General features: G+C 43.5%; 21 protein-coding genes. 9 read left to right on the top strand and 12 right to left on the bottom strand.

What is annotated here, in order from left to right; genetic code table 11:
- Positions 1-2 precede the first annotated feature (2 nt).
- Both F6K51_RS04065 and F6K51_RS04070 read left to right on the top strand, forming a co-directional pair.
- A complete protein-coding gene (locus F6K51_RS04065; RefSeq protein WP_293018221.1) occupies positions 3-1,340 on the top strand; it encodes an ATP-binding protein in 1,338 nt (445 codons plus the stop codon).
- A gap of 98 nt (positions 1,341-1,438) precedes the next feature.
- Positions 1,439-1,651: a hypothetical protein gene (locus F6K51_RS04070; RefSeq protein WP_293018222.1), complete on the top strand. Its 213-nt coding sequence runs from the start codon at positions 1,439-1,441 to the stop codon at positions 1,649-1,651.
- On the opposite strand, the gene F6K51_RS04075 is transcribed toward F6K51_RS04070, so the two are convergent.
- From F6K51_RS04075 to F6K51_RS04085, 3 genes are all read right to left on the bottom strand, one after another.
- The gene (locus F6K51_RS04075) at positions 1,610-2,803 is read right to left on the bottom strand and encodes an HhoA/HhoB/HtrA family serine endopeptidase (RefSeq protein WP_293018223.1); all 1,194 of its coding nucleotides are present in this window, start codon (positions 2,801-2,803) and stop codon (positions 1,610-1,612) included. The two genes, F6K51_RS04070 and F6K51_RS04075, sit on opposite strands and share 42 nt — an antisense overlap.
- A gap of 459 nt (positions 2,804-3,262) precedes the next feature.
- Entirely contained in the window at positions 3,263-6,316 is a 3,054-nt protein-coding gene (locus F6K51_RS04080) for a tetratricopeptide repeat protein (RefSeq protein WP_365939906.1), read from the bottom strand.
- Positions 6,317-7,153, bottom strand: coding sequence for a hypothetical protein (locus F6K51_RS04085; protein ID WP_293018224.1), 837 nt, complete (start codon positions 7,151-7,153; stop codon positions 6,317-6,319). It lies immediately after the preceding gene.
- 212 nt (positions 7,154-7,365) lie between these two features.
- Here F6K51_RS04085 and F6K51_RS04090 point away from each other — a divergent pair, with 212 nt between their 5' ends.
- The 3 genes from F6K51_RS04090 (at position 7,366) to F6K51_RS04100 (ending at position 8,474) form a co-directional block, all read left to right on the top strand.
- Entirely contained in the window at positions 7,366-7,635 is a 270-nt protein-coding gene (locus tag F6K51_RS04090; protein ID WP_293018226.1) for a hypothetical protein, read from the top strand.
- 67 nt (positions 7,636-7,702) lie between these two features.
- Positions 7,703-7,957, top strand: coding sequence for a hypothetical protein (locus F6K51_RS04095; RefSeq protein ID WP_293018227.1), 255 nt, complete (start codon positions 7,703-7,705; stop codon positions 7,955-7,957).
- Positions 7,958-8,321: 364 nt separating this feature from the next.
- A complete protein-coding gene (locus F6K51_RS04100; protein ID WP_293018228.1) occupies positions 8,322-8,474 on the top strand; it encodes a hypothetical protein in 153 nt (50 codons plus the stop codon).
- Positions 8,475-8,584: 110 nt separating this feature from the next.
- On the opposite strand, the gene F6K51_RS04105 is transcribed toward F6K51_RS04100, so the two are convergent.
- The 4 genes from F6K51_RS04105 to F6K51_RS04120 all read right to left on the bottom strand — a co-directional run bounded on the left by F6K51_RS04105 (position 8,585) and on the right by F6K51_RS04120 (position 13,173).
- On the bottom strand, positions 8,585-8,725 hold the full coding sequence (locus tag F6K51_RS04105; RefSeq protein WP_293018229.1) for a hypothetical protein: 141 nt from the start codon (positions 8,723-8,725) through the stop codon (positions 8,585-8,587).
- Positions 8,722-9,084 carry a four helix bundle protein gene (locus F6K51_RS04110; RefSeq protein ID WP_293018231.1) on the bottom strand — a complete coding sequence of 121 codons (363 nt, stop codon included), beginning with the start codon at positions 9,082-9,084 and terminating at the stop codon, positions 8,722-8,724. Before F6K51_RS04110 ends, F6K51_RS04105 begins: the two co-directional genes overlap by 4 nt.
- 286 nt (positions 9,085-9,370) lie before the next feature.
- Positions 9,371-11,458 (bottom strand): glycosyltransferase family 39 protein, encoded by a 2,088-nt coding sequence (locus F6K51_RS04115; RefSeq protein WP_293018232.1) that lies wholly within the window; start codon positions 11,456-11,458, stop codon positions 9,371-9,373.
- A 341-nt stretch (positions 11,459-11,799) separates the two neighbouring features.
- A complete protein-coding gene (locus F6K51_RS04120) occupies positions 11,800-13,173 on the bottom strand; it encodes a hypothetical protein (protein WP_293018234.1) in 1,374 nt (457 codons plus the stop codon).
- Positions 13,174-13,445: 272 nt separating this feature from the next.
- On the opposite strand from F6K51_RS04120, the gene F6K51_RS04125 reads away from it, so the two are divergent.
- The 3 genes from F6K51_RS04125 (at position 13,446) to F6K51_RS04135 (ending at position 15,634) form a co-directional block, all read left to right on the top strand.
- The gene (locus tag F6K51_RS04125) at positions 13,446-14,447 is read left to right on the top strand and encodes a permease (protein WP_293018236.1); all 1,002 of its coding nucleotides are present in this window, start codon (positions 13,446-13,448) and stop codon (positions 14,445-14,447) included.
- 216 nt (positions 14,448-14,663) lie between these two features.
- Positions 14,664-14,822, top strand: a complete 159-nt coding sequence (locus tag F6K51_RS04130; protein ID WP_293018238.1) for a hypothetical protein — start codon at positions 14,664-14,666, stop codon at positions 14,820-14,822.
- A gap of 2 nt (positions 14,823-14,824) precedes the next feature.
- On the top strand, positions 14,825-15,634 hold the full coding sequence (locus tag F6K51_RS04135) for a TIGR03943 family protein (protein WP_293018240.1): 810 nt from the start codon (positions 14,825-14,827) through the stop codon (positions 15,632-15,634).
- On the opposite strand, the gene F6K51_RS04140 is transcribed toward F6K51_RS04135, so the two are convergent.
- From F6K51_RS04140 to F6K51_RS04160, 5 genes are all read right to left on the bottom strand, one after another.
- Positions 15,631-15,762: a hypothetical protein gene (locus F6K51_RS04140; RefSeq protein WP_293018241.1), complete on the bottom strand. Its 132-nt coding sequence runs from the start codon at positions 15,760-15,762 to the stop codon at positions 15,631-15,633. The genes F6K51_RS04135 and F6K51_RS04140 overlap by 4 nt on opposite strands.
- 25 nt (positions 15,763-15,787) lie before the next feature.
- Positions 15,788-19,306 (bottom strand): filamentous hemagglutinin N-terminal domain-containing protein, encoded by a 3,519-nt coding sequence (locus tag F6K51_RS04145; protein WP_293018243.1) that lies wholly within the window; start codon positions 19,304-19,306, stop codon positions 15,788-15,790.
- Positions 19,307-19,599: 293 nt separating this feature from the next.
- On the bottom strand, positions 19,600-19,833 hold the full coding sequence (locus F6K51_RS04150) for a hypothetical protein (RefSeq protein WP_293018244.1): 234 nt from the start codon (positions 19,831-19,833) through the stop codon (positions 19,600-19,602).
- 543 nt (positions 19,834-20,376) lie between these two features.
- Entirely contained in the window at positions 20,377-20,691 is a 315-nt protein-coding gene (locus tag F6K51_RS04155; protein WP_293018245.1) for a tetratricopeptide repeat protein, read from the bottom strand.
- Positions 20,692-21,300: 609 nt separating this feature from the next.
- The gene (locus F6K51_RS04160) at positions 21,301-22,470 is read right to left on the bottom strand and encodes a transposase (RefSeq protein WP_365939903.1); all 1,170 of its coding nucleotides are present in this window, start codon (positions 22,468-22,470) and stop codon (positions 21,301-21,303) included.
- Between the two features lie 1,157 nt (positions 22,471-23,627).
- Between F6K51_RS04160 and F6K51_RS04165 the strand changes: the two genes are divergently transcribed.
- On the top strand, positions 23,628-24,984 hold a 1,357-nt coding region (locus tag F6K51_RS04165), incomplete at its 3' end, for a caspase family protein (protein WP_293018249.1).

The following is a 24,984-nucleotide window of genomic DNA, read 5'->3' on the forward strand; positions in this document are numbered from 1 at the left end:
TTGTGGATAAACAAACGATTGATTCAATTCAATACCTCCGCTACCAAGCTGCATCTTTGCTAGTTTATCAATCAGTATTGAGTGAAGGAGTAGGTTTAGCGTTTTTGAAACTATTAGAAGCTATGGTGAACAGTGATGTGGATGACATCAGTTGTTTAAAAGCTTATGGTGACTGGTTTCAAGGGTTAGCTAACAAAAACCAAAGTTGGCAAGATTATCTGTTTAGGCAAATCCTGAGGGCTGATAATTCCTTTACCAGGCAAGTTCAAGGTTCTGAATTAGAAACATTACCGCCAGCATTGGTAGAGGCAGCTCGTCATGACTTACAAGCTTTACAAAATATCTATCAGTGCAGCAGTAAACAACTTTGTAAGTGGGTCAAAAGAGCATCTGTTTTACCGGTTGAACTGGTGCCTTGGAATTGTGAGTCAAGTCAATCCAGGTCGGGAGCTGACCAGAGTGATAAACGTACTCGATGGCAAGGGGAGCTGCAAGCTAAACTAAACAATTTAGAGGATTGGGCTGATGGTTTGGAAGCGATCGCAGCATACTATCGAGAGTTTGGGACTGGACTTTTTGCTGACTATCAGGGGTTTCGTTGGCAATCGGGTCAGTTGCTTGGTATTGCCAATCCAGATCCGATTAGACTCAGTGAGCTGGTGGGCTATGAATTGGCGCGGACGCAATTGCTCAAGAATACAGAGTTTCTGCTGAAAGGCTACCGAGCCCTGAATGTATTACTTTACGGTAGTCGCGGTTCAGGTAAGTCTTCTTTGGTCAAGGCGTTGTTAAATGAATACGGTGAGCAGGGATTGCGAATTATTGAAGTCCCGAAATCAGAGATGATTGATTTACCGGTAATTACCGAGCAATTGCGAGACCAGCCTCAAAAATTTATTATCTTTATCGATGATTTATCCTTTGAAGAGGATAATGATTCCTACAAAGCTTTAAAGGTAATCTTGGAAGGGAATTTAACGGCACGACCTGCTAATGTTGTGGTTTACGCCACCTCTAATCGACGACACTTGATTCGAGAATTCTTTGAAGACCGTCCCCGTCCTAGCAATGAAGAAGTCCATGGTTGGGATACGGTTCACGAGAAACTCTCGTTTAGCGATCGCTTTGGCTTAACCCTAACCTTTGAGAAAGCTGACCAGAAAACCTACCTCAAGATTGTCCAACATCTAGCTACCCTAGCCCAAATCCCCCTTGAGCCTAGTGAAATCAGACGTCGTGCCTTACAGTGGGCAATCCGAGCCAATGGTTTCTCTGGTAGAACAGCACGACAGTTTATTGATTTTTTACGAGCAGAGGAATTAGGGAGTCGGGAGATGTAGGAGATGTAGGGTGGGCAGTACACAGACCGATTAACTCAGCTTGCTAATCCTGTAGCTAGCTACTGCCCACCTAGTCACAATCAATTCATTCAACTATCTTGATTTGGTATTATATCACACTTATCACATTTATTATAATTATCGCCTTATTTCTTGAATCAACTTCCCCGACTCCCGATTCCCGATTCCCGTTCCCCTCCTGGGAGGGGTTAGGGGTGGGTTCCGATTCCCGATTCCCTACTCCCTACTCCCTACTCCCTCTATTATCATCAATTTTCCATAGGAAAAGCCCCTGGTCGCACGGTGATTAATTTAGTCTTACCGTTACGAAGCACTTCCACCTCTAACTGGGCACCAACCTCTGAGGCTTCCACACCCTGCTGAACCTCAGTGGCATTTTTAACTGCTTTCGACGCAACGGTTTTAATGATATCTCCTGATTTGAAACCAGCTCTCTGGGCGGGGGAGCCTGGCACCACCCGGACGATTAAAACCCCATCATCTTGGTTGACTTTAATGTCAAAGTTTTCGTCGAGATTAATTTTTTCTCTCAACTCTGGGGTCAAGGTCACCATCTGAATGCCTAGGTAAGGATGCTCAACTTTACCTTTAGAAAATAGTTGATTGGCAATCCGTTCCGCAGTTTCCACGGGGATAGCAAACCCTAAGCCTTGGGCATTGGCTCGAATAGCGGTGTTAATCCCAACGACTTCACCAGTGGCATTCAACAACGGCCCACCAGAATTACCAGGGTTAATGGCGGCATCCGTTTGGATAAAGCTGACCCGTTTTTCAGGAACCCCGACTTGGGAACTGGAGCGCCCTAAGGCACTGATGATACCGACGGTTACAGTATTATCTAAACCGAGGGGATTACCAATAGCGATCGCCCATTCTCCTGGAGTCAAATTCTCAGCTTTACCCAAGTTGACTGTGGGCAAGTCCGTTGCTTCAATTTTGACTACGGCTACATCGGTGACTGGGTCAGTGCCCACGACTTGACCGTCAAAGCTGCGACCGTCTTTTAGGGTGACTTTAACTTCCTCTGTGCCTTCTACAACGTGGGCATTGGTAATCAAGCGTCCATCGGAGCTGAGGATAAACCCAGAGCCGGTGCCTTGCTCGATGCGCGGTTGTGGCATGGGCAGGTCATCCCCAAAAAAGCGCCTAAAGAAGGGATTTTGGAAGGGTTGTGGGATATCCCGTGATACCTGACGGGCGGCATCGATTCTCACTACTGCCGGACCTACTTTTTCTACCGCTTTAGCAATGAAATTCAGGTTTTTCTGGGGTGTAACTGTTGATCGTTGTGGCGTGAATGGTTGTAATACTGCTGGAACGATTTGTGGGCGTCTGATTACCTCTTGCTCTGCCATGAGATAGCGACTACCCAAAACCCCTGCACCTCCGCCCAAGCCCAGCAATGTCAGATAAACGGTCAGCTGCTTTAGGGATAAACTCATGGTTCTAGAATTTTTAATAATTGCTTTTGGGGTCTATATACTTACACTTTACTGAAAAATGAGAAGTGTTGACGGAATAATATTTTTGAGTTAGGGAAAATAGGGGGTGGGGAGTGTGGGAGGTGTGGGGAGTGTGGGAGGTGTGGGTAGAGGCATGAATATAGGGTAATATTATATTGTAGCGCTTTTGATAGGAATTTGGTAAACAGAGCTATTGTTTGGTTGTTGGGTTGAGAATGCGATCGCGTAGCGTGACCATTCGCGAAGCGTGGCCTAAAGGCCAAGGTCAATCGCTTTTAGCGGCTCCAAAGGAGCATCGCGTAGCGTGACCATTCGCGAAGCGTGGCCTAAAGGCCAAGGTCAATCGCTTCCTGTGAATTATAATTTCTTTTGATAACTGATCAGTTTTAGGAATAAATCACACAAAATAGCCAATTTTTTCCTAAAATAATTCAAAAATTAGGGATTATTACGGATATCACGCAACCTTTCCAGATTATCACGAAAGGTTACCGTTTTAGGATGATTTGACCCTAACTTCCGCTCTGCAATCTCCAATGCCTCGATATATAGAGGTTCTGCCTGATTGTACTGCTCCTGACTATAGTAGAAATTTGCCAGGTTATTGAGACTATCAGCTATATGGGGATGTTGTTCACCTAAGCAGCCCTTTCTCATCTCCAATGCTTGCATATAGAAGGTTTCAGCCTGATCGTATTGCTCCTGACTATAGTAGAGGTCAGCCAGCCTGTTGAGACTATCAGCTATATGGGGATGTTGTTCACCTAAGCAGCCCTTTCTCATCTCCAATGCTTGCATATAGAAGGTTTCAGCCTGATCGTATTGCTCCTGACTATAGTAGAAATTTGCCAGGTTATTGAGACTGACGACTAAATCTGGATGGTTCTTACCGAGCAACTGCTTTTTCATATCCAATGCCTCGATATATAGAGGTTTTGCCTGATCGTACTGCCCCTGAATATTGTAGAGATTTGCTAGGTTATTGAGAATGTGGGCTACATAGATATGCTTGCGACCCAGCAACTTCTTGTTCATGTCCAATGCCTGCTGATAGAGAGGTTCGGCCTGATCGTATTGCTCCTGACTATAGTAGAGGTTAGCCAGCCTATTGAGACTCTCAGCTATATGGGGATGTTGTTGACCTAAGCAGCCCTTTCTCATCTCCAATGCTTGCATATAGAAGGTTTCAGCCTGATCGTATTGCTCCTGACTATAGTAGAGGTCAGCCAGCCTGTTGAGACTCTCAGCTATATGGGGATGTTGTTCACCCAACCAGTGCTGTCTAATCTTCAATGCCTGCTGATAGAAGGTTTCAGCCTGATCGTATTGCTCCTGACTATAGTAGAGGTCAGCCAGCCTGTTGAGACTCTCGGCTATATGGGGATGTTGTTCACCCAACCAGTGCTGTCTAATCTTCAATGCCTGCTGATAGAAGGTTTCAGCCTGATCGTACTGCCCCTGAAGATTGTAGAGGTTACCCAGGCCATTGAGAATGTGAGCTACATGAGGATATTTTTTACCTAGGCAGGGTTTTATAATATCCAATGCTTGCAGCAATAGGGGTTCGGCCTGATCGTACTGCCCCTGAATATTGTAGAGATTTGCTAGGTTATTGAGAATGTGAGCTACATGAGGATGTTTTTCACTCAGGCGGTGCCTTGCGATCTCCAATGCCTTATGATAGAAATCTTCTGCCTGATGGTAGTCCCCCTGGGCAGAGTAGAGTGCTCCTAAGTTGTTGAGAATATATATTTTATAAGGATGGTCTTCACTCAACAACTTTTTTGTCATCTCCAATGCCTGATCTAAGAGGGATTTTGCCTGATCGTAGCGCTCCTGAATCCCATAGACTCTTCCCAAATTATTTAGACTTAGGACTAGATCAGGATGGTCTTCACTGAGCAGTGTCTTTCTTATCTCCAATGCCTTGAGGAAAAAGGATTCTGAGCGATCGAACAGCCCCTGATCTTCGAGGAATACTGCCAGGTCGTTGAAAGTTTCGGCCACATCAGGATGCTCTTCACCCAGTAACTCTTTTCTGAGCTCCAATGCTTTGACATAGAGGGACTGAGCCTGATCGTATCGCCCCTGATTAAAGTAGATTTCTGCTAGATGGTTGAGACTGGTGCCCACATCGGGATGTTTCTCACCCAGGCGGCTTATGGTTATGTCTAAACATAGCTCCCACCACCGTTCAGCCTGGTTATAGCTACCTTGACCTTCATAGAATCTTCCTAAGCCAGTAAAGAGTGATAGTAAATCTTCATCCCTGATCCAATTAGTGAAGACTGTGGCAGCTTCGGCTAAATGGGGGATGGCGGGTGTCACTGCTGCAATCTGATCACGAGTTGGTGTCTTGGGAATTTCTTTTGCCTTAGCCGCCATTGCCTGACAAAAGCTTTGCTTGTAGGAATCAGCCTCTGGTAATTGAGCGAGCTTGGTCTGGAAGAATTCCCGAATTAGTGGATGGAGTCGATAGGTTTTATTTTCAGTCAATGCCAACATATTAGGATTGACTAGAAAGCGATCGCATAATTCTTCTAATTCTTCTTGTGCTTTTCCCCATTCCTCCTGATCTTGAGCTTGGATAATACAAGCCTCTACCAGTGACCACTCAAAAGGAGCAGGAGCAAACAGACTCAGATGACATCCTAACTGCTGGGCTTTTGGTGGTAAATCATTCCACGATAAATCCAATGCTGTTGCTACATCCAACGGGGCTGTCATCTTCCCTTGTTCTGTTGGATAAAGTAACGCCTTAGCTGCTAATTTCTCTTGCTCTAAATGTTTCTGAACTTTAGCAATAGTGGAACTCGGATATAGATCTAAATATCGTCCTACTAATTCCAAACCCAAGGGCAAATAACCCAACCATTCACATAAGGCTTCTGCTTCTGTTAGTTCTTTGTCAATGCGCTCTTTTCCAACAAGGCTACGGAATAATTCTAATGCTGCCTCTGGGGATAATACATCCAAGTCAATTCGTCGGTAAGAAGCTCCTGGACGCTGACGGCTGGTGACCAGTACCTTGAAGCGGGATTGGGCTGGAGGTAAGTAGGGTTCAATTCTCTGTTTATAGTCATTGCCGAAAGAAAGAACATCATCCAGCACGATTAATACTGTTCCTTCTGGCCAATTTCTCCAGCAGTATCTTACCTGGTCGTTGAACTCTAGTTCATCTGGAATGGTTAATCCTAAGTCCCTACGCCCAAAACTAACAAGTTGAGTGCCAAGATCTGCACGGCGCACTTGCAACCAGCACAAACCACCACGATACTTATCCTGATATCTCAGTGCATATTGTAGAGCTAATTCGGTTTTGCCCAAACCGCCCATTCCGGCAATGGCACAAATCACTAATTGATCGCTCTGTTGAAGTTCCTGATGGAGCTGTTCAAGTTTATCTTGTCTCCCGACAAAGTGAGGAGTGCCACGATTAGTAATGTTACTGGGGGGATTTAACTTTGTCCGTTCCCAGTCGGACGACTTCAGCTAATGCTCATGAATACGAATCTCGCCAACATAAACTGTTCCGTTGCTGTCATCCTTTAGGCGCACAGGAGTTTTGAGGCATTCTTTGATAAATTTCCTGACACCAAGATAGACCTGACTGTCTTGAGACTCTGGTTTGCATAGGTCAATATGGTTCTTTGCTATGGCAACCGGCTTAACTTTTTCAATGCCTGGGTTAGCACTATCTGGGTCTACCACTAAAATTCCTTTGAAAGGCTGGGTTTCATAATAGACCTTTGTAGCAATTCCTAAACTCCGAACATGTTCTCGATACCACTCATTTAATTCCCGTAACTGAGGGTGATGAGCTTTTAGTTCCTCCACAGTTACGGTGGTTCGTGTCAAAACGCCAATATTATCAATTAAATTAGCTAGATTAGCACCAGTGTGGGGAGTAGCCAGAAATACAATCCCTGTAGTCTGTTCAAGAATAGCTTGCTTTTGAAAGGTCAACGCACTGTTAAGCATTTTCTTGACTAAAAGCCCGCCCATACTGTGAGTAATAAATACTAATGGACGCTTGCCAAGATCGTGGATATTTAACCAATCTAATAAATTACTGGCTTGATCGAAAAGGGGCATACTGCTGTTGCTTTTCCAGTTTGTCCCTTCAGCGTTATACCCAAAAGACCAGATATTAAGACCTAGCTTATCGTTTCCTAACCAAACTGGCCAGAAGTCATAATCATCCCGTTTTTCCTTAGGATGCCACGTGCTTATCGCATTCCCTCCCAGCCCGTGAACAAACACCACATCTGCCTTGGCAAATGAGTCCTGGTGGCTTGAGATTTTTATCAAGCCGGTTAATTTACTCAAGGATTAGCCTCCAGTTAATTATATAGCATTAACTAGTAGATGCTTTAAACCCAATCTCGATTTAGTTTAACACAGGGAAATATAGGGAGTAGGGAGTAGGGAGTAGGGAGTAGGGAGTAGGGAACAGGGAACAGGGAACAAAAATTATCACAATTCATTACTTTACCGATTTACTGTTTCCGTAGTTCTCGATAAAATTACTTCTCAAAAAAATGCGATTCTCTGAAAGAGACGCTACGCGATCGCATTTCAAAATTTACCCTCTGTTCCCGATTCCCGATTCCCGATTCCCGATTCCCGATTCCCGATTCCCGATTCCCGATTCCCGATTCCCGATTCCCGATTCCCGATTCCCGATTCCCGATTCTAAATTCTTCATTCTTAATTCTTCATTCTTCATTCTTAATTCTTCATTCTTAATTCTTAATTCTTCATTCTTAATTTCATTTTCTTTCAATACCCCCTCAAAAAAAAAAATCTAAAACCCCTTGACACATTTTAATATAATCGTTATGATTATAGTGTTAACTTCAAACAAAGGTTTTAACGATGACTGAAGAGTTTATCCCAAACGAAAACAACAATCCTGAAGAGATTACTCCCGCTAATACTCCTCAGGAACCTTCTCAAAAAAAATACCCAGTTAAGCACATTTTAAAAGGATCACGTAAGGCAATAATCAAGACCATGCATACCCTATATGCGCTGCGTTACGCGGAAATCTCCGAGTGGAGCCCCCTTCAGCCCACTGGCATCCCAGGAGAATTCATCACGATGATGACCAAGTACCTGATTATCGATTAAACTAATTTAGGGGGGGTAACCCCCCTGGCCGAAACATTAGGTCTCATGACATGGGATTGTGTTTAGGTTTGGTTGAAAAATTGTAGTCATCATTAAAACCTCTAGCCGTGGAAATTATTTCTGCGGCTATTTTTTTTGGGAAGTTGAAGGTTGTTCGCGTAGCGTGGCCAAAGGCCAAGGTTATTAAGGTTGAAGGTTAGGGTGTTTAAGGTTGAAGGTTAGGATGTTGAAGGTTGAAGGTTAGGATGTTGAAGGTTGAAGGTTAGGATGTTTAAGGTTTAAGGTTATGATGTTTAAGGTTATTAAGGTTGAATTTTGTTCGCCTTTTGTCTTTCAGTAGGGTATAGTAATCAGTTTAGAAATTGTGAGAATTGTTGATGCCATTTCCCTACTCCCTACTCCCTACTCCCTACTCCCTACTCCCTGTTCCCTGTTCCCTGTTCCCTATTCCCTTTCCTTGATAAGCTTTAGCGGAAGCTCTCAGCCAAATGAATGCTCCGGTAGCGAAGGGAATTAGTAGGAAAAGGGTACCAAATGTCAGGGGATGTTCTCTGACATATTCGCTGTAAACCATCACTGCTATTGCTGAGCCACAATAAATTAATCCACACAGGGGAATCGCAATTACTAGTAAAGCAAATTTAGTATCTTTATCCATGGTATAGCGGTTTTTAAGCTAGTAAAGTACAATTTTTTGGGTTTTAGGGAGCAGGGAGCAGGGAGCAGGGAGCAGGGAGCAGGGAGCAGGGAAGGAGAAACAGAAGTCATTGTTCTAGCTTTTTAATAAGAGCAATAATCATTCGACTTTCTTCTTTAAGTAAAGAAACAATTACTTCTATATCTGTTTGCTTAGATAAGCCTACTCTAGAAGATAAAATAATATGTGTTTCTAATTCGTTAATTGAGCCTTGGGCAATATTAAGAAATCTGACGTACTCAGCGGTTGACCTTCTCCCATATCCTTCTGCTATATTAGCCGGAATAGATACCGCAGCTCTCCTAATTTGTTGAACCATGCCGTATAATTCATCTTTAGGAAAAAATTTAGTTAATAAATAACACTTTTCGGCTATATCCATGCCTTTTTGCCAAATTATTAAGTCTTTAAAATTATTAATGTTTGACATTTATAAACTTATTTATAGAGTATAGTGTTTACGGCGGTTTGCATAACTATCAGGTGCACAGGATTGTTTTCCGTCTTATGACTTCCCTCTTCACTGCTCCCTACTCCCTGCTCCCTGCTCCCTAAAAACCCAGAACTTTATACCTAACTGAATGGCAAACCGCTGTATGCTAGTTATAGCACTTTCCCTAAAAAAATGAGGTACATTAAATTTTATTACCCCTGCTCCCTGCTCCCTGCTCCCTGCTCCCTAAAAAATCTACCTCACCTAACTGAAACCCCTATGTTCAGCTTTCCCCAACACATCGATAAAGCTTATAACTGTATTGACCAGCCCACTTTCGAGAGCGCTTTTCTCGAAAACATTGCTGAGAGTCTAGGTCAATTTTGGTACGGAAATTGACTAACCATAAATCTAGTGGTCGTGGCAATTCCATTAATTTTTGTTGCAATTGTTTGACAGAATCCTCGTAACTGGAACTATTCCGGTCACGAGCTACTAAGAAAAATTGGGGAAAATCCTTGGAATTACCATTAGAACCATTAGCAACAGCCATACCTTTCAATCCCCAAGCTAATCCCATCATCCGCCCGGTCTGTCCATGGTGTTTGTAGGTCGTTGCGATCGCAACCGGTGCTTCACTTGCTTCCTTAACAATAGACACTAATAGATCCGGGCGCTCGTTTTGAAGATAACCAAGATTCGAGACTGTCACTAATCCACCCAACAGCCCAATCAACCATACCGCTACAACTATCCTTCTGCCAAAGTAAGACTTATAGCCTTTTTCAGATGAATTGACCTCACTGCCTTTAGCTGCAAGCCCCCTAAATCCCCATCTGTCAAAAAGCGAAGCATCCGCTAATTCCCCCCAGAATTGGGGGGTTAGGGGGGCGGAATTTGCTGTATACCCTTTGTCATCCCGATCAGGTACATCGGATTTTGTTCCATTTCCCTGCTCCCTGCTCCCTGCTCCCTGCTCCCTGCTCCCTACTCCCTCCTCTTTCCCCCCCTTATTAAGGTCTTTCCCCCCCTTAATAAGGGGGGTTAGGGGGGATCCCAGCTCTGTCTGCCTCTGACTAAGACTTCCGTACTCTTTCCCCCCCTTATTAAGGGGGGTTAGGGGGGATCCCTTGAAAACTGCGGAATGATCAATTTTATTCCAACAACCACCTAAGCTTGCTGCCACCAAGAGGATCACTGCTGGAAAGTAGACGAAGTGAAAACGAGGGGCTGTGCTTAAATCTATACCGAAACCCCAGGTCAAGACTAAACATAACCCAATTGCTGCTAAGACATACTCCCTTAGGATTGTGAAAGCGAAACGGTTATGGTGATCGAGTTGCTGCAATTTCAGTCCATAGCGGAGATGGGATACTATCCAAATCACCAGGATTAACGTAACTATACCGGAAACAATAATAATTTCTAGGGATAGGTCATAGAAAGAAGAAGGTAGCAGTAACACCATACTGAACAGCCATAGTAAGAATCGTCCTATGGGTTCAATCCATCGTGCGATCGCATTTTGGCTATAAATCCATTGGGTAGGGGGACTATCATGAATCGCTTGTAAGGCCGGTATCCACACTAAACATCCCGCTAAGGAACCCATAGCTACTCCATAAATCCGCCACCAGTAAGGTTTGATGAAAGCTAGTCGGTCTTGCTGAGTTTCTCGCCAAGCTTGTCCGAATAATGCGATCGCTTCCGCACCTAAAGTCAGGATAAAGAAATAATGGGTAGCAATCCCGAGACTATTCACTCCCACCCACGCTAACCCTAGCCAACTGGGCAACCGTTCACCACGGTGGATTAACTCTACCGCTTTCACCAAGCAACCCAGAGATGCTATCACCAGCAAAATAGCCAGAGTATAATGACGAGCCTGTTGAGCGAGGAAAATCCCGAAAGGAGAGACAGCCATCATTGCTGCTGCTATATGACCTACCAATAGTGAGCGAAAGGCCAGCCGACCTAGGCAAAAGATAGCAGGAATCGAGATTACTCCCAATAAGGCAGAAAGCGATCGCACTGCCCAAATCGAAACCATACCATCCTCTAATCGGAATAGTTTCAACCACAGATGGGTCAGAGCAAAATAAACTGGGGGATGGGTACTTTCCGTTAATAAATAATGAATAACATCACTAATGCCAGCCTCAGGAGATGGTTGTAGTGGGCTTAATAGGGTTTCCACTCCCATAAACTGATTCAGAGGTAACGAGTAAAAACTGTTACCCAGGCTAAATACTGTTGTCGCACATTCATCAGTCCAAGGAGGTAAAACCCGTAGACCAGCAAAGCGCAGCAAAGCCCCAATTGTAATCCACAGCAGCAGTAATAAAGCGGTTTGGGATTTTTTTAAGTACATAAAGGAAAGGGAGTAGGGAGTAGGGAGTAGGGAGTAGGTAACAGGTAATCGGGAATCGGGAATCGGGAATCGGGAATCGGGAATCGGGAATGATTTAGCTTAGTAATTTAAAATTTTTAGCAATTATTATTGACTCTTATTTCAAGGTTTTTTGTTTAATACAAAACGTATTAAACAAGGCATTTTTATTGAAATGAAACAGTTATAATTAACCCTTATTTTTAATAATTTATATAACGTTTTTTAAGCTGATCAGCTACATTCAATTTTATTACCCCGACTCCCGACTCCCGACTCCCGACTCCCGACTCCCGACTCCCGACTCCCGACTCCCTGTTCCCTTAATGGCGAAATAACCGTAAAATTATCCACATTACCAGAGTAGCGATCGCACCAGTGAGAATACTCCAGGCAAAAGCTGGTGTTACTATAAAGATACTATTATTATCAGGGGGTTGTTGTTTAACTAGGACAGTAGCGGTAATGCTACTGGTTGCTACTCCCACACCAGCCAGAGCAATGCTTTGGTGTAAGCTGCGATTACTCTGAGTTTGGTAAGTTTGGGTCATGCCATCTACTGTCCGAATTAGATTTTCTAGTAAGGTTAAACCAGACTTTAATCTGCCATGCTCCATCTCCAATTGTTGCAGATATTGGCTAGCTGCTAAATCCCTAAACTCTCCCAGAATGTGCCAATCACTCCGTTGATAAACCTGTTTTAATTTAATCAATCGTTGTTGGTAATCTTCGATATTGGTTTTAATGGTTTGGGTTTGGGAATCCAGCCTCCCTAAATTAGTAGCATAACGAGACAATAGGTTGAGATTATTGCTTAGTATTTCCCTTAATTTTACTGTATTTTGGGGTAACATACTGATCTGTTCAATAGTACTTTGAACTGAGACTAGATCAGCTTTCAGTTCTGCTAGTGGTCTGTTAATTTCACCATAAGCCCAAAGAATTTTGTTACGATAATACAATAGGTAAATTAAGTCTATATAAATGCCAGTAATGGTGTCGATGATAGAATCAATAGACCGCTTTTTGGGAAACAACCAGATTAACAAATGATGGTTGTGCTTGATCGCTTCTGGCTCTGACCAATCGGCGGGAGGACGCCAAAATTCAAATAAAGTCCCCCCTAGCACTTTGCCTTGGGCTTGGAAGTCTCTTGACCAGTCGGATTGAGACACCAGTTGCTTGTAGCATTCTAGGGCAATTTGTGTCGGGTCTTGATCACGGTCACACAGTTGACCCCACATGATCCAAGTTTGACCAATTGCTCCAGGTTGGTGATTGATGTGGGCAAGAATTTCCCCTTGGATTTTCTTAATATTTGTAATGGGTTGGGGGGAATGGTTGGATTGTCTGATACCATCAGCATAAACTCCGGAACAGTTCACCTGAAGGGCGTAAGTGTTACCAATTTGGATAGGGTAGTAGTAGCCTTCCAAAGGACGCTCGAAATGCTTGACCACATCAGCACCCAATAGTTCCACCAACCTAGATTCTGAGCGCTCTGCCTGTTTCAGCTTAGCCAGTAACGTTGGCTCTAGGATCAGGTCTGATTCATCACCCTCGGCATGACCATAGATTCTTTGCCAGAATCGTTCACGGTTGTGATCAATAATTTCCGGGTCTTGCCCTAGACCTTCCCGTAGATCGTAGAGGAATAGGTCAAGATTAGGGTATACTATTTTGCTTAGGTCAGACATTGGCTTACCCTTTCATCAGGATAGTAACAAGGATAGTAACACTGTCACCTATTCCCAACCCTCTCATGAAGTGTAGCTAAGCGCCACCCTACGGGGAAACAGCTAGCCTCTATGCTAGAAAAGAAAAGAATCATCTGGTATCAGGTAAGGTATTCCCGATTAAATTTGCCTATCGCTGGTAGCCAAAAGCCTTGCCCTAGACTAGTGTTTGACCTTTGACCTTTGATTTTTCTCTTGCTTAACACGTTGCTCAAGCATAAATAGGAAAATGCATGAATCAGCTCAACAACGCCTTCACCCTATTCTTGAGTTTGTTGGTTGAAGCAACACCTTTTTTGCTACTGGGGGTTATTCTCTCCAGCTTATTGCTGTTTTTTGTGGATGAGCGCAAGCTAATTGCTAGTATGCCTCGCCACCCCTTTCTAGGAGCAGTTTTTGGTAGTTGTGTCGGCTTTTTGTTCCCAGTGTGTGAGTGTGGTAATGTGCCAGTGGCTAGGCGGTTGCTGAGCCAGGGAGCACCAGCACCAGTAGCAATTGGGTTTTTGCTCGCAGCCCCAACCATCAATCCTGTAGTAATTTGGTCAACTTGGGTAGCCTTTCGAGACCAGCCGGAAATCTGGGTATTGCGAATTTTATTTTCCTTAAGTATTTCCATCTTTATCGGCTGTGTCTTCAGTACTCAGAAAGACTTAGGCCCCCTACTGCAACGAGCAGTGTTTCGCTCTAGACCAAGGAAATTTGCTGAGGATAAGCCAGCATTACTACAATCAGGCTCATATTTACTCGGTCAATCTGGTACACCTTTGCCCTTAGACGCTAATGTCTTAAACACACCCGTTAGCCAGAACATAAATACTAAACCCTTATCTGATCGACTACAGCTCTTTGTCGAAAATGCTATACAAGAGTTTCGGGAGCTAGGCTCAATCCTAGTTTTAGGTAGTGCGATCGCAGCCATCATTCAAGTCGTTATCCCCCGTGATATTATCATTAGCCTCGGTCAAGGACCAGTGATGTCTATTTTGGCCATGATGCTATTGGCCGCTGTAGTATCCATCTGTTCCACTGTCGATGCATTTTTTGCCCTCGCCTTTGCCTCAACCTTCACCAGTGGCTCGTTGTTAGCATTTCTAATCTTCGGACCAATGATTGACATCAAAGCCATCGGTTTACTGTTATCTGTATTTAAAACCAAGTCAATCATTTACCTATTTCTAATAGCAGGGCAATTAACATTTTTATTGACTTTGTTTCTTAATTTGTATGTGAGTTAGGGAGTAGGGAGTAGGGAGTAGGGAGTAGGGAATCGGGAATCGGGAATCGGGAATCGGGAATCGGGAATCGGGAATCGGGAATCGGGAATCGGGAATCGGGAAAAAATCCTGTGTACCTGATTATGGAATTAAATTATGAAGGATGAATTATTAAGGATGAAGGGTCACGAGTAATTTTAACAGAAGTGTTGAATCCAGTAATAAAGGTTTCCCAAAATGTCTCACCTATCCCCACAATCCCCGCGCCCCCGCCTCAATCTCTTAACCCCGACTCCCGACTCCCGACTCCCGATTCCCGACTCCCGACTCCCGACTCCCGACTCCCGACTCCCTAGATTAAATTTTAAATCTTCCTACAATCAATTGACTTGTTAATTATGAATCCATCTAACCATTCAGGACGTTTGTCCAGAAAAAGTTCTTACAGGAGAAACTGGTCAATTCCTCTTTCAGAAGTAATTTCCTTAGCGTTATGGGGAGTTTTATTGTTGAAATCCTGGCTAACTGGTGAGTTAAGTTTGTTAATTCATCCCAATTACTTTAGCTTGGTAGTTATCACTGGTATAATTTTATTGTTAATATCAGGGTTGAGGTTATCCCAACTCCTGAAGTTAGAGCGTAAACACCGATTAGGTAAGGCAGTAACTAGACCAGCTGTTCAACATACAACTTTATTTCCCCCTAGTTGGAGTAGTGGCTTCCTAATCGCTACGGCAATGGTTGGTTTAATCGTGACACCCAAGGCATTTACTAGCCAAACCGCCCTACACCGGGGTATAGCCGACTCCCCCACCATAACGCGATCGCAACCGCAATCCTTTCGCAGTGCTAGCAATCCTGAAAAGCGCACCCTAATTGAATGGATCAAGCTTTTGAATGTTTATCCTGAACCAGATGCTTATACCGGTCAAAAAGTCAAAGTAGATGGTTTTGTAGTAATTGCTCCTAATCTCCCTCCAGACCATCTCTTAATTTCCCGGTTTGTGATTACCTGTTGTGCTGCTGACGCTTATCCTTTGGGTTTGCCAGTAAAAATAAATGAAAACCGTAATGATTATCCATCCGATACCTGGATCGAGGTTGAAGGTCAAATGATTACTGAAACCTTGGATGATAGACGCCAGCTGGTGATTGAAGCCAGTGGGATTAAGAAAATTCCTGAACCGAAAAATCCTTATTATTATTAGGGAGTAGGGAGTAGGGAGTAGGGAGTAGGGAGTAGGGAGTAGGGAGTAGGGAGTAGGGAGTAGGGAGTAGGGAGTAGGGAGTCGGAGTTGTGAACATTGAATTTAAAATTTACCTCAATTCTCCCCATCTCCCCATCTCCCCATCTCCCCACACTACCTGTGCCCACACTCTCCAGACAGCCGCCAAGACCCATCCGGTGTCACGGTAGTGGGATAAGCAGTCAGAAAGATATTGCCATCAGCATCAATCATCAAGCCTTGAGCTTCTATAATCCGTTTTGGCTTAGGGGTAGTGGGGGGCTTAACGGGGGGCTTCACCAATGCCGTACGGGAGCGATACCGTCCACGGGCAGTGGGACGGCGTATATCTTCCCAAAGGGTATTGCTGCTGATTTCACCTGGGCGAGGGGGTATGCCGCCACGTCCAGTATTGATAAACCTACTGCCAGAGCTATTACCTGGTTGACAGCGCTGGTAAAGTTGATCATTGCCTGGTTCCGTGGGTAAGCTGTTTGGCTCGCGCTCCAGGAAGTCATTGGTAGTGTTTAGACTTACATCACCGTTTATATTACCAGTGGCATCTATATCATTGGTTCCATTGCCTGGGAAAGCTGGGCGCTCTTCGATATCACCAAAGACGCTGAAGGCATTGATAATTATATTACCTCCTTGACCCATGGGAGCTTTAGCAATGATATCGCTACCATTACCACTAGTTGGGGGAAAAGCAATTAGTAGTGGGTCATCATTAGGATTATCATTACGGTTATTATCAATAGTTATATTACCTCCGTTAGCACCATCGGAAGCCTCTGCGGATATCAAGCTTTCGTTTTTGATCTGTATTAGGTCTGATATGTTTAGTGTGATGTTCGCTCCTAATTCCCCATTATTATCGGCAGTTTTAGCTTCTAGTGTTCCATTGTTAAGCAACAAAGAATTAGCATTAATTACCAAGTTGCCAGCTATCCCTTTATCGCTGGTTACGGTTATTATCCCTTCATCCTCAACCTTCAGGGAATCAGTATTTATGGTGATTGTACCAGCTTGACCAGTTGCTTGATCTCCTGCAGCGCTGGAAATAAGTCCATCATTAACAGTTAGTTTATTGGTGGTTAACTCTATAGGTCCACCTATCCCATTGCCGTTCGTGCTGGCATCTATGCTCCCACCATTAGTCATAGAAATGGAGTTAGTTTTAATTTCAATCCTACCACCATCGCCTATCCCTCTTGGTGACACACTACTGAATACACCACTGGGACATGCAGCTCTATCGCAATCAAGGGGGTTGTCATCACTCCTTATACCGTCGAAGATGACCTGATCCGCATCAATTGTTATGTTACCCCCATTTCCTATCCCTTCGGTATCAGAAATAATGCCAGCACCATTGGTGAGGAAAAGTGACCCAGTTTGTATGAAGACATTACCGCCCTTGCCCTCGCCCCCTGGGTTAACCCTACTTAAGATAGAACGAGGACCTTTATCCAAGGTGACTGTCTCCCTAGCAAAAATCTTTACCTCACCCGCATTCCCTTTACCTATGGTGTTGGATTGCAGCGAGCCATTAGTTAAAACAACTGACCTTGCCTCAATCTTAATATCACCAGCATCACCTATACCTCCTCCCTCCACACTAGTGATGGCAGTACCAAATTGGGCACTCCCGATACCGCCAAAGGTCACTTGATCACGGGCAAAAATTTCAATATTCCCCGAGTTACCCATGGAGTCCTCATTGGGCCGTAGATCTCCAAGTCTAACTTGCATTTGAGCGCCACCAGTTACAAACAAGGAACCTGTAGTAATAAAAATACCACCACTGTTACCTTCGGCACCTGATCTGATAATATTGACTGGGCCAGTTACTCGATCAGTGAATGTCTCTGGACCTCGTGCAACTCCGTCGAAGGAAACTATATCATCAGCCACAATGGTAATTTTTCCGGCATTCGCTTGTCCAAACGTACTCGTTTCGATCTGAGCGCCGTCAGTGGCAAAGAGGGAGCCAGTATCGATAGTGATATCCCCACCCTTTTCGGTGCCGAAGGTGTTGCTACGAATGAAACTTCTGTCAAGGGATATTTCATCATTTGTAATCAAGGTAATATCCCCTGCTTGCCCAGAAGCAGAAGAAGCATCAATGCGTTCTGTTATTTCAATCCCCCCGCGATAATCAATCAAGACCTCGCCACCATTCCCTGAAAATGTCTGGCTTGTCAAGGTATTGAAGTTTGTTTTATCGGTACCATCACCAGTCAGAAGTGAACTAATTTTCAGGGTGTCACTAACTAAAGATGGGTTAGCTTGATACTGATTGGTTAACAATACTAGTCCATTGGGAGAATTAATCGAGATTTTGCCAATTTCGATATTTGCACTAGTAGCAGCAGTGCCAAAGTTAGGGGTAAGGTTACCACTATCGGTATTTCCTGGAAAACCGCCGAGTAATGTCCAATCTATGCCAGCACGGATATCTAAAGTAGGTCGCTTACTGCCATCAATCACTACAGAGGTTCTCGCTTCGTCCGACAAGGTGACATTAGCCAGACTAGCCAAAAACGGATTGGAGTTACTAGGGCTAATCGCATTATCCCCGGTATCGGTAGAGTTAATTTCGATGTCACCAACGGTAACACTACCTCCTGCCAAAATATGCAGTGATGCTCCGGTATAGTTTCCTAAACTGACATCCCCATTGGCCAGAATAATGGGATCATTGGGACTGATGAAATTTCCTGGGTTACCATCCAACTGCTCAATGATGATATTTCCGCCAACGGTATAGTTAGTATCTCCGGTGATGGGATTAGCAGAGCGCAACCGTAAATCCAACCCAGCCAATAAACCACTATCGGAATGGTTCTTTGCTGCAATAGTAATTAACTGATTTCCCTGAATCAGTAGCGAACCACCAGAGTACGCTTTAAACGGTTGCGCTACACTATCGGTGATGTTGACTGTATCTTCTGCCAACAGAGTCAAATTCCTACCAGCATCCAGTTGACCCTGTAAATCGAGATTGCCTGCTGCTAGGGTCAAGTCTTTTCCAGCAGCTAAATTTCCACGATTTGTAATTGTTGTCCTCGGGTCATCTTTGCCATACTGCAATCCTGGGGTAATATTAATCGTTAACAGTGGCGGAGCTTGTGGGGATGTGGCACTAAATTCTAGCCCATCACCGAATACCAAGCTATTAGCAGTAGACGCAAAAAAGGAACCAGCTACATCTAATCTCGCTTGGGATCCAAATACAATACCATTGGGATTGAGCAAAAACAGATTAGCTGATCCATCTACTCCCAAAGTGCCTAGAATATTGGATATATTCCCCCCGGTTACCCGTGTTAGAATATTTTCGATTCCAGAAGGATTAGCAAAATAAACCCGTTGCAGTTCCCCGACATTAAATTCCTGGAAACTGTGAAATAGGTTAGCACCTCGTGTTGCGCCACCTTCGATCTTATCGGCTATTTCTCCTCGGACAGTGGTATTAGGTATCACCACAGAGGATTCATTACCCAATGTCCCATCCGGAACTATTTCAGCCAAGGCATAGTCGGCCAAAACACCGTTTCCCGAAATGGCTAAGGTTACCCCACTTAGGGCGAGGGATATTGCCCTGACCCTTGCTGCAGTGGGGGTGAGCACCAGCTTTCCTGCTGCCATATTCAGCTTCAAGTCATTGCTTGAGATAACTTCTCGGTAATTATACAGCGGTTTGCAATTGCTGTTAGGTACTTTCGTTCTGGGTTTTTAGGGAGCAGGGACTGAGGCCGTAGGCCACTAGAGGGATTAGCCAAGAGCCAAGAGCCAAGAGCCAAGAGTTAAACAATCCTATGTACCTCATTAGTCCTAGAAACGCTATAGTATTCAAAGCTATCAAAAACCAGAATACTTTTTAATTTTTAATTTTTAATTTTTAATTTTTAATTTTTAATTTTTAATTATACCCAGGAGTATTAGTCAATCACCCAAAACCCATTTTTTCGCCAATATTGTTCTAACAGTGCTTGCTCCAAATCCTGAGATTCAATCAATTCTTTAGTTACCAAAATTTCTCCTAATTTTATACCAGTTAAAGACTGGATTTCAAGGGCCGTATTGAGTTGAATAGGAGAAATAAGTCGTTTACGGACTAGAATTTTACCAAGTTGCATGACTGGGTGCTTTTGTTTCAAGTAATAATCCAACATTGGTCATTAGTCAATTTATAATTAACTTTGTAAAAATAAAAAAAGACCAATAACATTTGACAAATAATTGTTAAATGACTTAATCAATAGATGCCCTTGGCGAGGGTCGCCAATCCTGCATAGTCTTTGAACAACCCATTAGTTAATCAGGCGCTTTCTGAAAATTTATGAAAAAGCCGAGAGTAAGAATTTAGAACTTCTGTAGTCACCCTATCTATTCACCTTATCTGTAGGGTGCGTTATTAACTTACCCTACTTCTTGTAGCGCTTAGTGCCCAGTTTTGTGTCAGTCCTGAACTAGATACCGATTTCGATTCATTGATAGCACTGTTTTGCCCTACGGATGCATCTGCTAAAAGCTGTTTGACCCGGTAGGTGGAACGGGCATATTAGTGGAACGGGCATATTAGTGTAACGGGCATCTTGGTGGAACGGGCATCTTGGTGGAACGGGCATCTTGGTGGAACGGGCATCTTGCCCGTTACAATTTCCCACCCTACACAACTATTACCAGTTACCATTCACTACACAGGCTTAAGTGAATCACCGTGAGTGAAGGTCGTGAATTTTGGCTATTATCTTTTGATAATCAGTATTTTTACCCTGTTTATGATAAATTTCCGCTGATTTTTGAAAATTTGCTAGGGCTTCTTGATGCTTTCCTAATTCTCGAAGGCACATCCCACGGTTGTCATAGGCAGCAGCATGGTTGGGGTCAATGTCAATCGCTTCATTCAATTCCAGAATGGCTGCTTGAAATTTGCCCACCACTACATGGCTAATTCCTCTAAAGTAGTAAAAATTAGCACTTTGAGCATTGGTTTCTTTTGGCTGCTGACGTGGCTTAAAAATTCCCATTGGCTTACCTATTGCTACTTCAATTAGTAGGCAGCTACAAACTACTCTGTAGCTACCGATTGAGAGGGTGCATCTCAATGCATGTTGTTTAACGTGGTGGTGCGTTACGGGATGGACTGTTCCAATACTGGCTAATGCGAAAATCAGGGCTAGTCCATCCCTAACGCACCCTACAGAACATTTTCAAATATGAGATGCACCCGATTGAGATGTTCTTGACCAATCCCCAAAATCGCGGGTTTTGGGCATCTAAACATCAGGTTTCAGTCTTGCCTAGTGTGTCTTTGAATACTGGTTCACTGAAAAATATTGGGCTTTGCTATCAAACCCGCCATGGATTTAAGTCCACAGCTCATAGCTAAGGTCGGTTTCAACCGACTCCAACCCTTTATCCCTAGTCCGTTTTAACAGACTTGAGTGATTAGCTAGGGGTAAAACCCCTAGCGGGATAGCAGCGACACCATAGTTTATAGGAGTTTTGTCAGTCAATCAGCCCTGAATAACACGTTAATTGTAATAGAGGTAATAACCTCTATTACAATTAACGACCAGTACGACATCCTATCAGGGTAGAGTAACCAATCCCCACGGCACTTATGCCAGGGGCTTTTAGTAGCCCTGTACAATATCTGTTAGAGAACAGGATAAGTACGAACCTCCGGGCAGGGTTACGCTCTGCCCCAATAATTTAATCATCATAGAACCGTTAAAGTCAGCATCCCCATTCCATCCACAGGCACCACATTTGTAGCGCTTTCGAGACCTGTAAGATTTACCCTTAATTGGATGGATGTGTAGGCATTGATGGCATGTCTGGGAAGTATAACGAGGATTAACAAAGATAACTTTTACTCCAGCCTCTAAAGCCTTATATTGTATAAATTCGCGAAGTTGATAGAATGCCCAATTGTTGGATCTTCTTTTTTCAGTTTTAGATCTTGGCTGGAGGTTTGTTCTTTCCCTGATACCTGTCAAATCCTCCAAGGCAATCACTGCCCCTTGAGATTTTGCCGATTCTACGATGGCCTTACTTACATTGTGGTTGACCCAAGTCTGAAAACGTCTTTCTTTACCTGATAGCCGTTTCTGAAGTTGGCGACATTTGCGCCTACTACTTCTTGTGCCCTTCGAGGCTTTGTGCTGAATTTGTTTCCTGACCCTAGCAAATTTGTCTCTAATCTCGTTTACCTGCTTACCAGAAAAACTGTGGTTTTCGCTGGTAACAGCAATATCTGTGCGACCTAAGTCTACCCCAATTACTTTTTTCGTTTTTTGGGGTTTAGGAGCCTTATTTTTTATTTGAATATGGATGTAATATTGACCATCACGATGCTTGCATAACTGAGCCGATGTAGGTTTTCTCCCTTTGAGTTTGCCAATTTGATAATTCCCAATCTCCAAAAGGAATCTCTCTCTACCACCCACTAAAGTTAAGCTAACAGTTTGCTCTTTTTCCCTGTAGCTAAAAATCCTTGAATCATAATCAGCACTAGTGGGACTGAATTTTGATACAGGCTTGTTTTTGTGTTTAACAGTTTTTCTGTTTGCAGCCACACGTCCACAAACTCTTACTGCTAAATTGGCGCTTAAGTCATAGGTTTCTCTAATGTATTGATAAACCTGAGCTTGTATGGCGTTTTTACTGGTTATGGACGGCTTAACAGCATTATTGGTATAGGCACAAGCATCCGCAAACCCTTCGAGTGTCGCCTCAATTTTATCGGCTTGTTCAGGGGTCGGTTGAATCTTGCAAACTATTGTTAATACTGTGTTTACCATCTCCATCACTTCAAAGGTGACTATATATTTTATTCTACACCAAGATTCTGGATATTCCCGAAGATCTCGCCGCCAACCTCAAGGGTATTGAACCCTTGACCTGCATGTCACGCTGCGCGAACGGTTGGCTCTGGGGGATTATCCCTTCCTATACCTAAAGGCAAGAGCTTCTCATCCCCCGAACCCCCTTTTCTCGGTGAACAGAGAAAAAAGTAATAAGAATAACAAAGAAAAGAAAACGACCGCACAATCCAAGGGAGTTATAAGCTAGGCAGATAGCAAGTTCAATGCTGTAAGGGCCCATGCCACCCAATATAACAGTTCTCAATTGGGTTCGGGAATCGGGAATTGGGAATCGGGAATTGGGAATCGGGAATCGGTAAAAAATCCAGTGTACCTGATTATTCAGCTTTGGGTAGAAATGGGGATTTTAAGTAATTACAGTCCAAAAGCTAATCGTTCCAGCATGAAGAGTACCCACAAGGGTACTGTCAAAACTTTAAAAAGCTACAAAACTAGAAGAAGAAGAAGTTGATTAGAGCTTGTTAATTGGAGATTTATCAACGACAGCAATGTCAGGATTGAGCCTAAGTCTAACGGGCTAGTTTAAAAGCTACCCTTGCCAGCTATCAGCTGTTGATAGCTGAATACTTACTAATCCTTACGAGGATCCCTTCAATCACTAAGTCAATCACTAAGTTAATTACTAACTAATCTGAGGAAAATAGAAATGAAAGAGTTCAACACATTAAGCCTAATGCTAATTATCTATCTGGTTATCTTTATTAGCATTAGCCCTAGAGAAGCCAACAATTTCGTTCAATTTATCCATGAAGCCTGGTAATTGGTAATAGGAAGAATTTTTACCTAGGTAACAGGGGCAAGAGTGTGGCGATAGGGGGAAGATGGGGACTTAAGAGTGTTCGTGGGTAAGTCCTGTGGGATAGCCACCCTTGAAAATTTTATGCATAATTTTTGGGGGTTAGCCAGATAAGTTTATAGATACTTAAAAATCGGCTATTAGCCCTCAGCATTTAGCAGGTATTGCCTTAGCTAAATGCTTACGAATTTTGAAACATATCTGCCCCTTAATAAGGGGTTATTCCTGTTGAATAAAAAACCATAATTTGGCAGTTAATAAAATTGCCAACTGCTATATGTTCTCCCGCAATCTCGCATTTATCATCGGCATCAATAACTACACAAACGGCATTTCCTCCCTGAACACCGCCGTAAACGATGCCAAAAAACTAGTAGAAATTCTCCGCACCAAGCATGATTACCAAGTCTGGGTATGCTTAGACGAAGTGGCAACTCTGTCTAACTTCCACAAATTTTTATTTCATATTTTACCAGAACAAGTCACTAAAAATGACCGCTTATTATTTTACTTCGCTGGTCATGGAGTCGCTCTCAATGGGGATGATGGCCCGGCGGGTTACTTAATTCCTCAAGATGCCAAACTGGGGGATACTAATAGTTATCTGCCCATGACCAAGTTACACGATGCTTTAAGTCAATTACCCTGTCGTCATTTCTTGGGTATCCTAGACTGCTGTTTTGCTGGTGCTTTTAAATGGTCAAGCACCAGGGATTTACTAACATCGCCAGAAGTAATTCACCAAGAGCGTTATGACCGTTTTATTACTGACCCAGCCTGGCAAATTATTACTTCCTCAGCCTCGGACCAAAAAGCCCTCGATAACTTTTATTTAGATAGCGAACGCGGTCAAGTCGGCAATCATTCCCCTTTTGCGGCGGCATTATTAGAAGCCCTCGAAGGTGCAGCAGATATAATTCCTCCCGCCAAAAATGGTAAACCGGCTGGAGATGGGGTAATTACAGCAACAGAATTATATTTACATTTACGGGATCGAGTCGAAATACCCACAGAAAAATGCCGGATACGACAAACCCCTGGTATTTGGTGTTTAAATAAGCACGATAAGGGAGAATATATCTTTCTTTCTCCGGGACATGAACTTAATTTACCACCAGCACCACCATTGGATGAGTCACAAAATCCCTACCGAGGTTTAAAGTCCTTTGACGAGAAACACAGTTCACTGTTTTTCGGTAGAACTGAATTAGTAGAAAAGTTACAGGATTTTGTCAAAGCTAATCCCCTGACAGTGGTGTTGGGTGCTTCCGGTTCCGGTAAATCTAGCTTGGTCAAGGCAGGATTAATTCCCAAACTACGGCAAGATAATACCGAGACATGGTGTATTTTGCCACCCATCCGTCCTGGTGAGACTCCCTTACAAGGGTTAAATAAGGCTTTAAGGGATGCCCAATTACCAGAGGTAGCAGCCCAAAACCCCCAGCATAACCTGGCAATGAGCATTGATGTTTGGGCAAAAAATAACCCCAACTCTAAGTTATTACTATTTATTGACCAAAGCGAAGAAATTATTACACTCTGTCAAAACTTAGATGAGCGTAAAGAGTTTTTCCAACAGATACTCACAGCCATAAATGCCCATGGGGATAAATTACGGGTAGTATTAACCCTAC

It is taken from the genome of Moorena sp. SIO3I8 (assembly GCF_010692325.1).
Lineage (GTDB): Bacteria > Cyanobacteriota > Cyanobacteriia > Cyanobacteriales > Coleofasciculaceae > Moorena.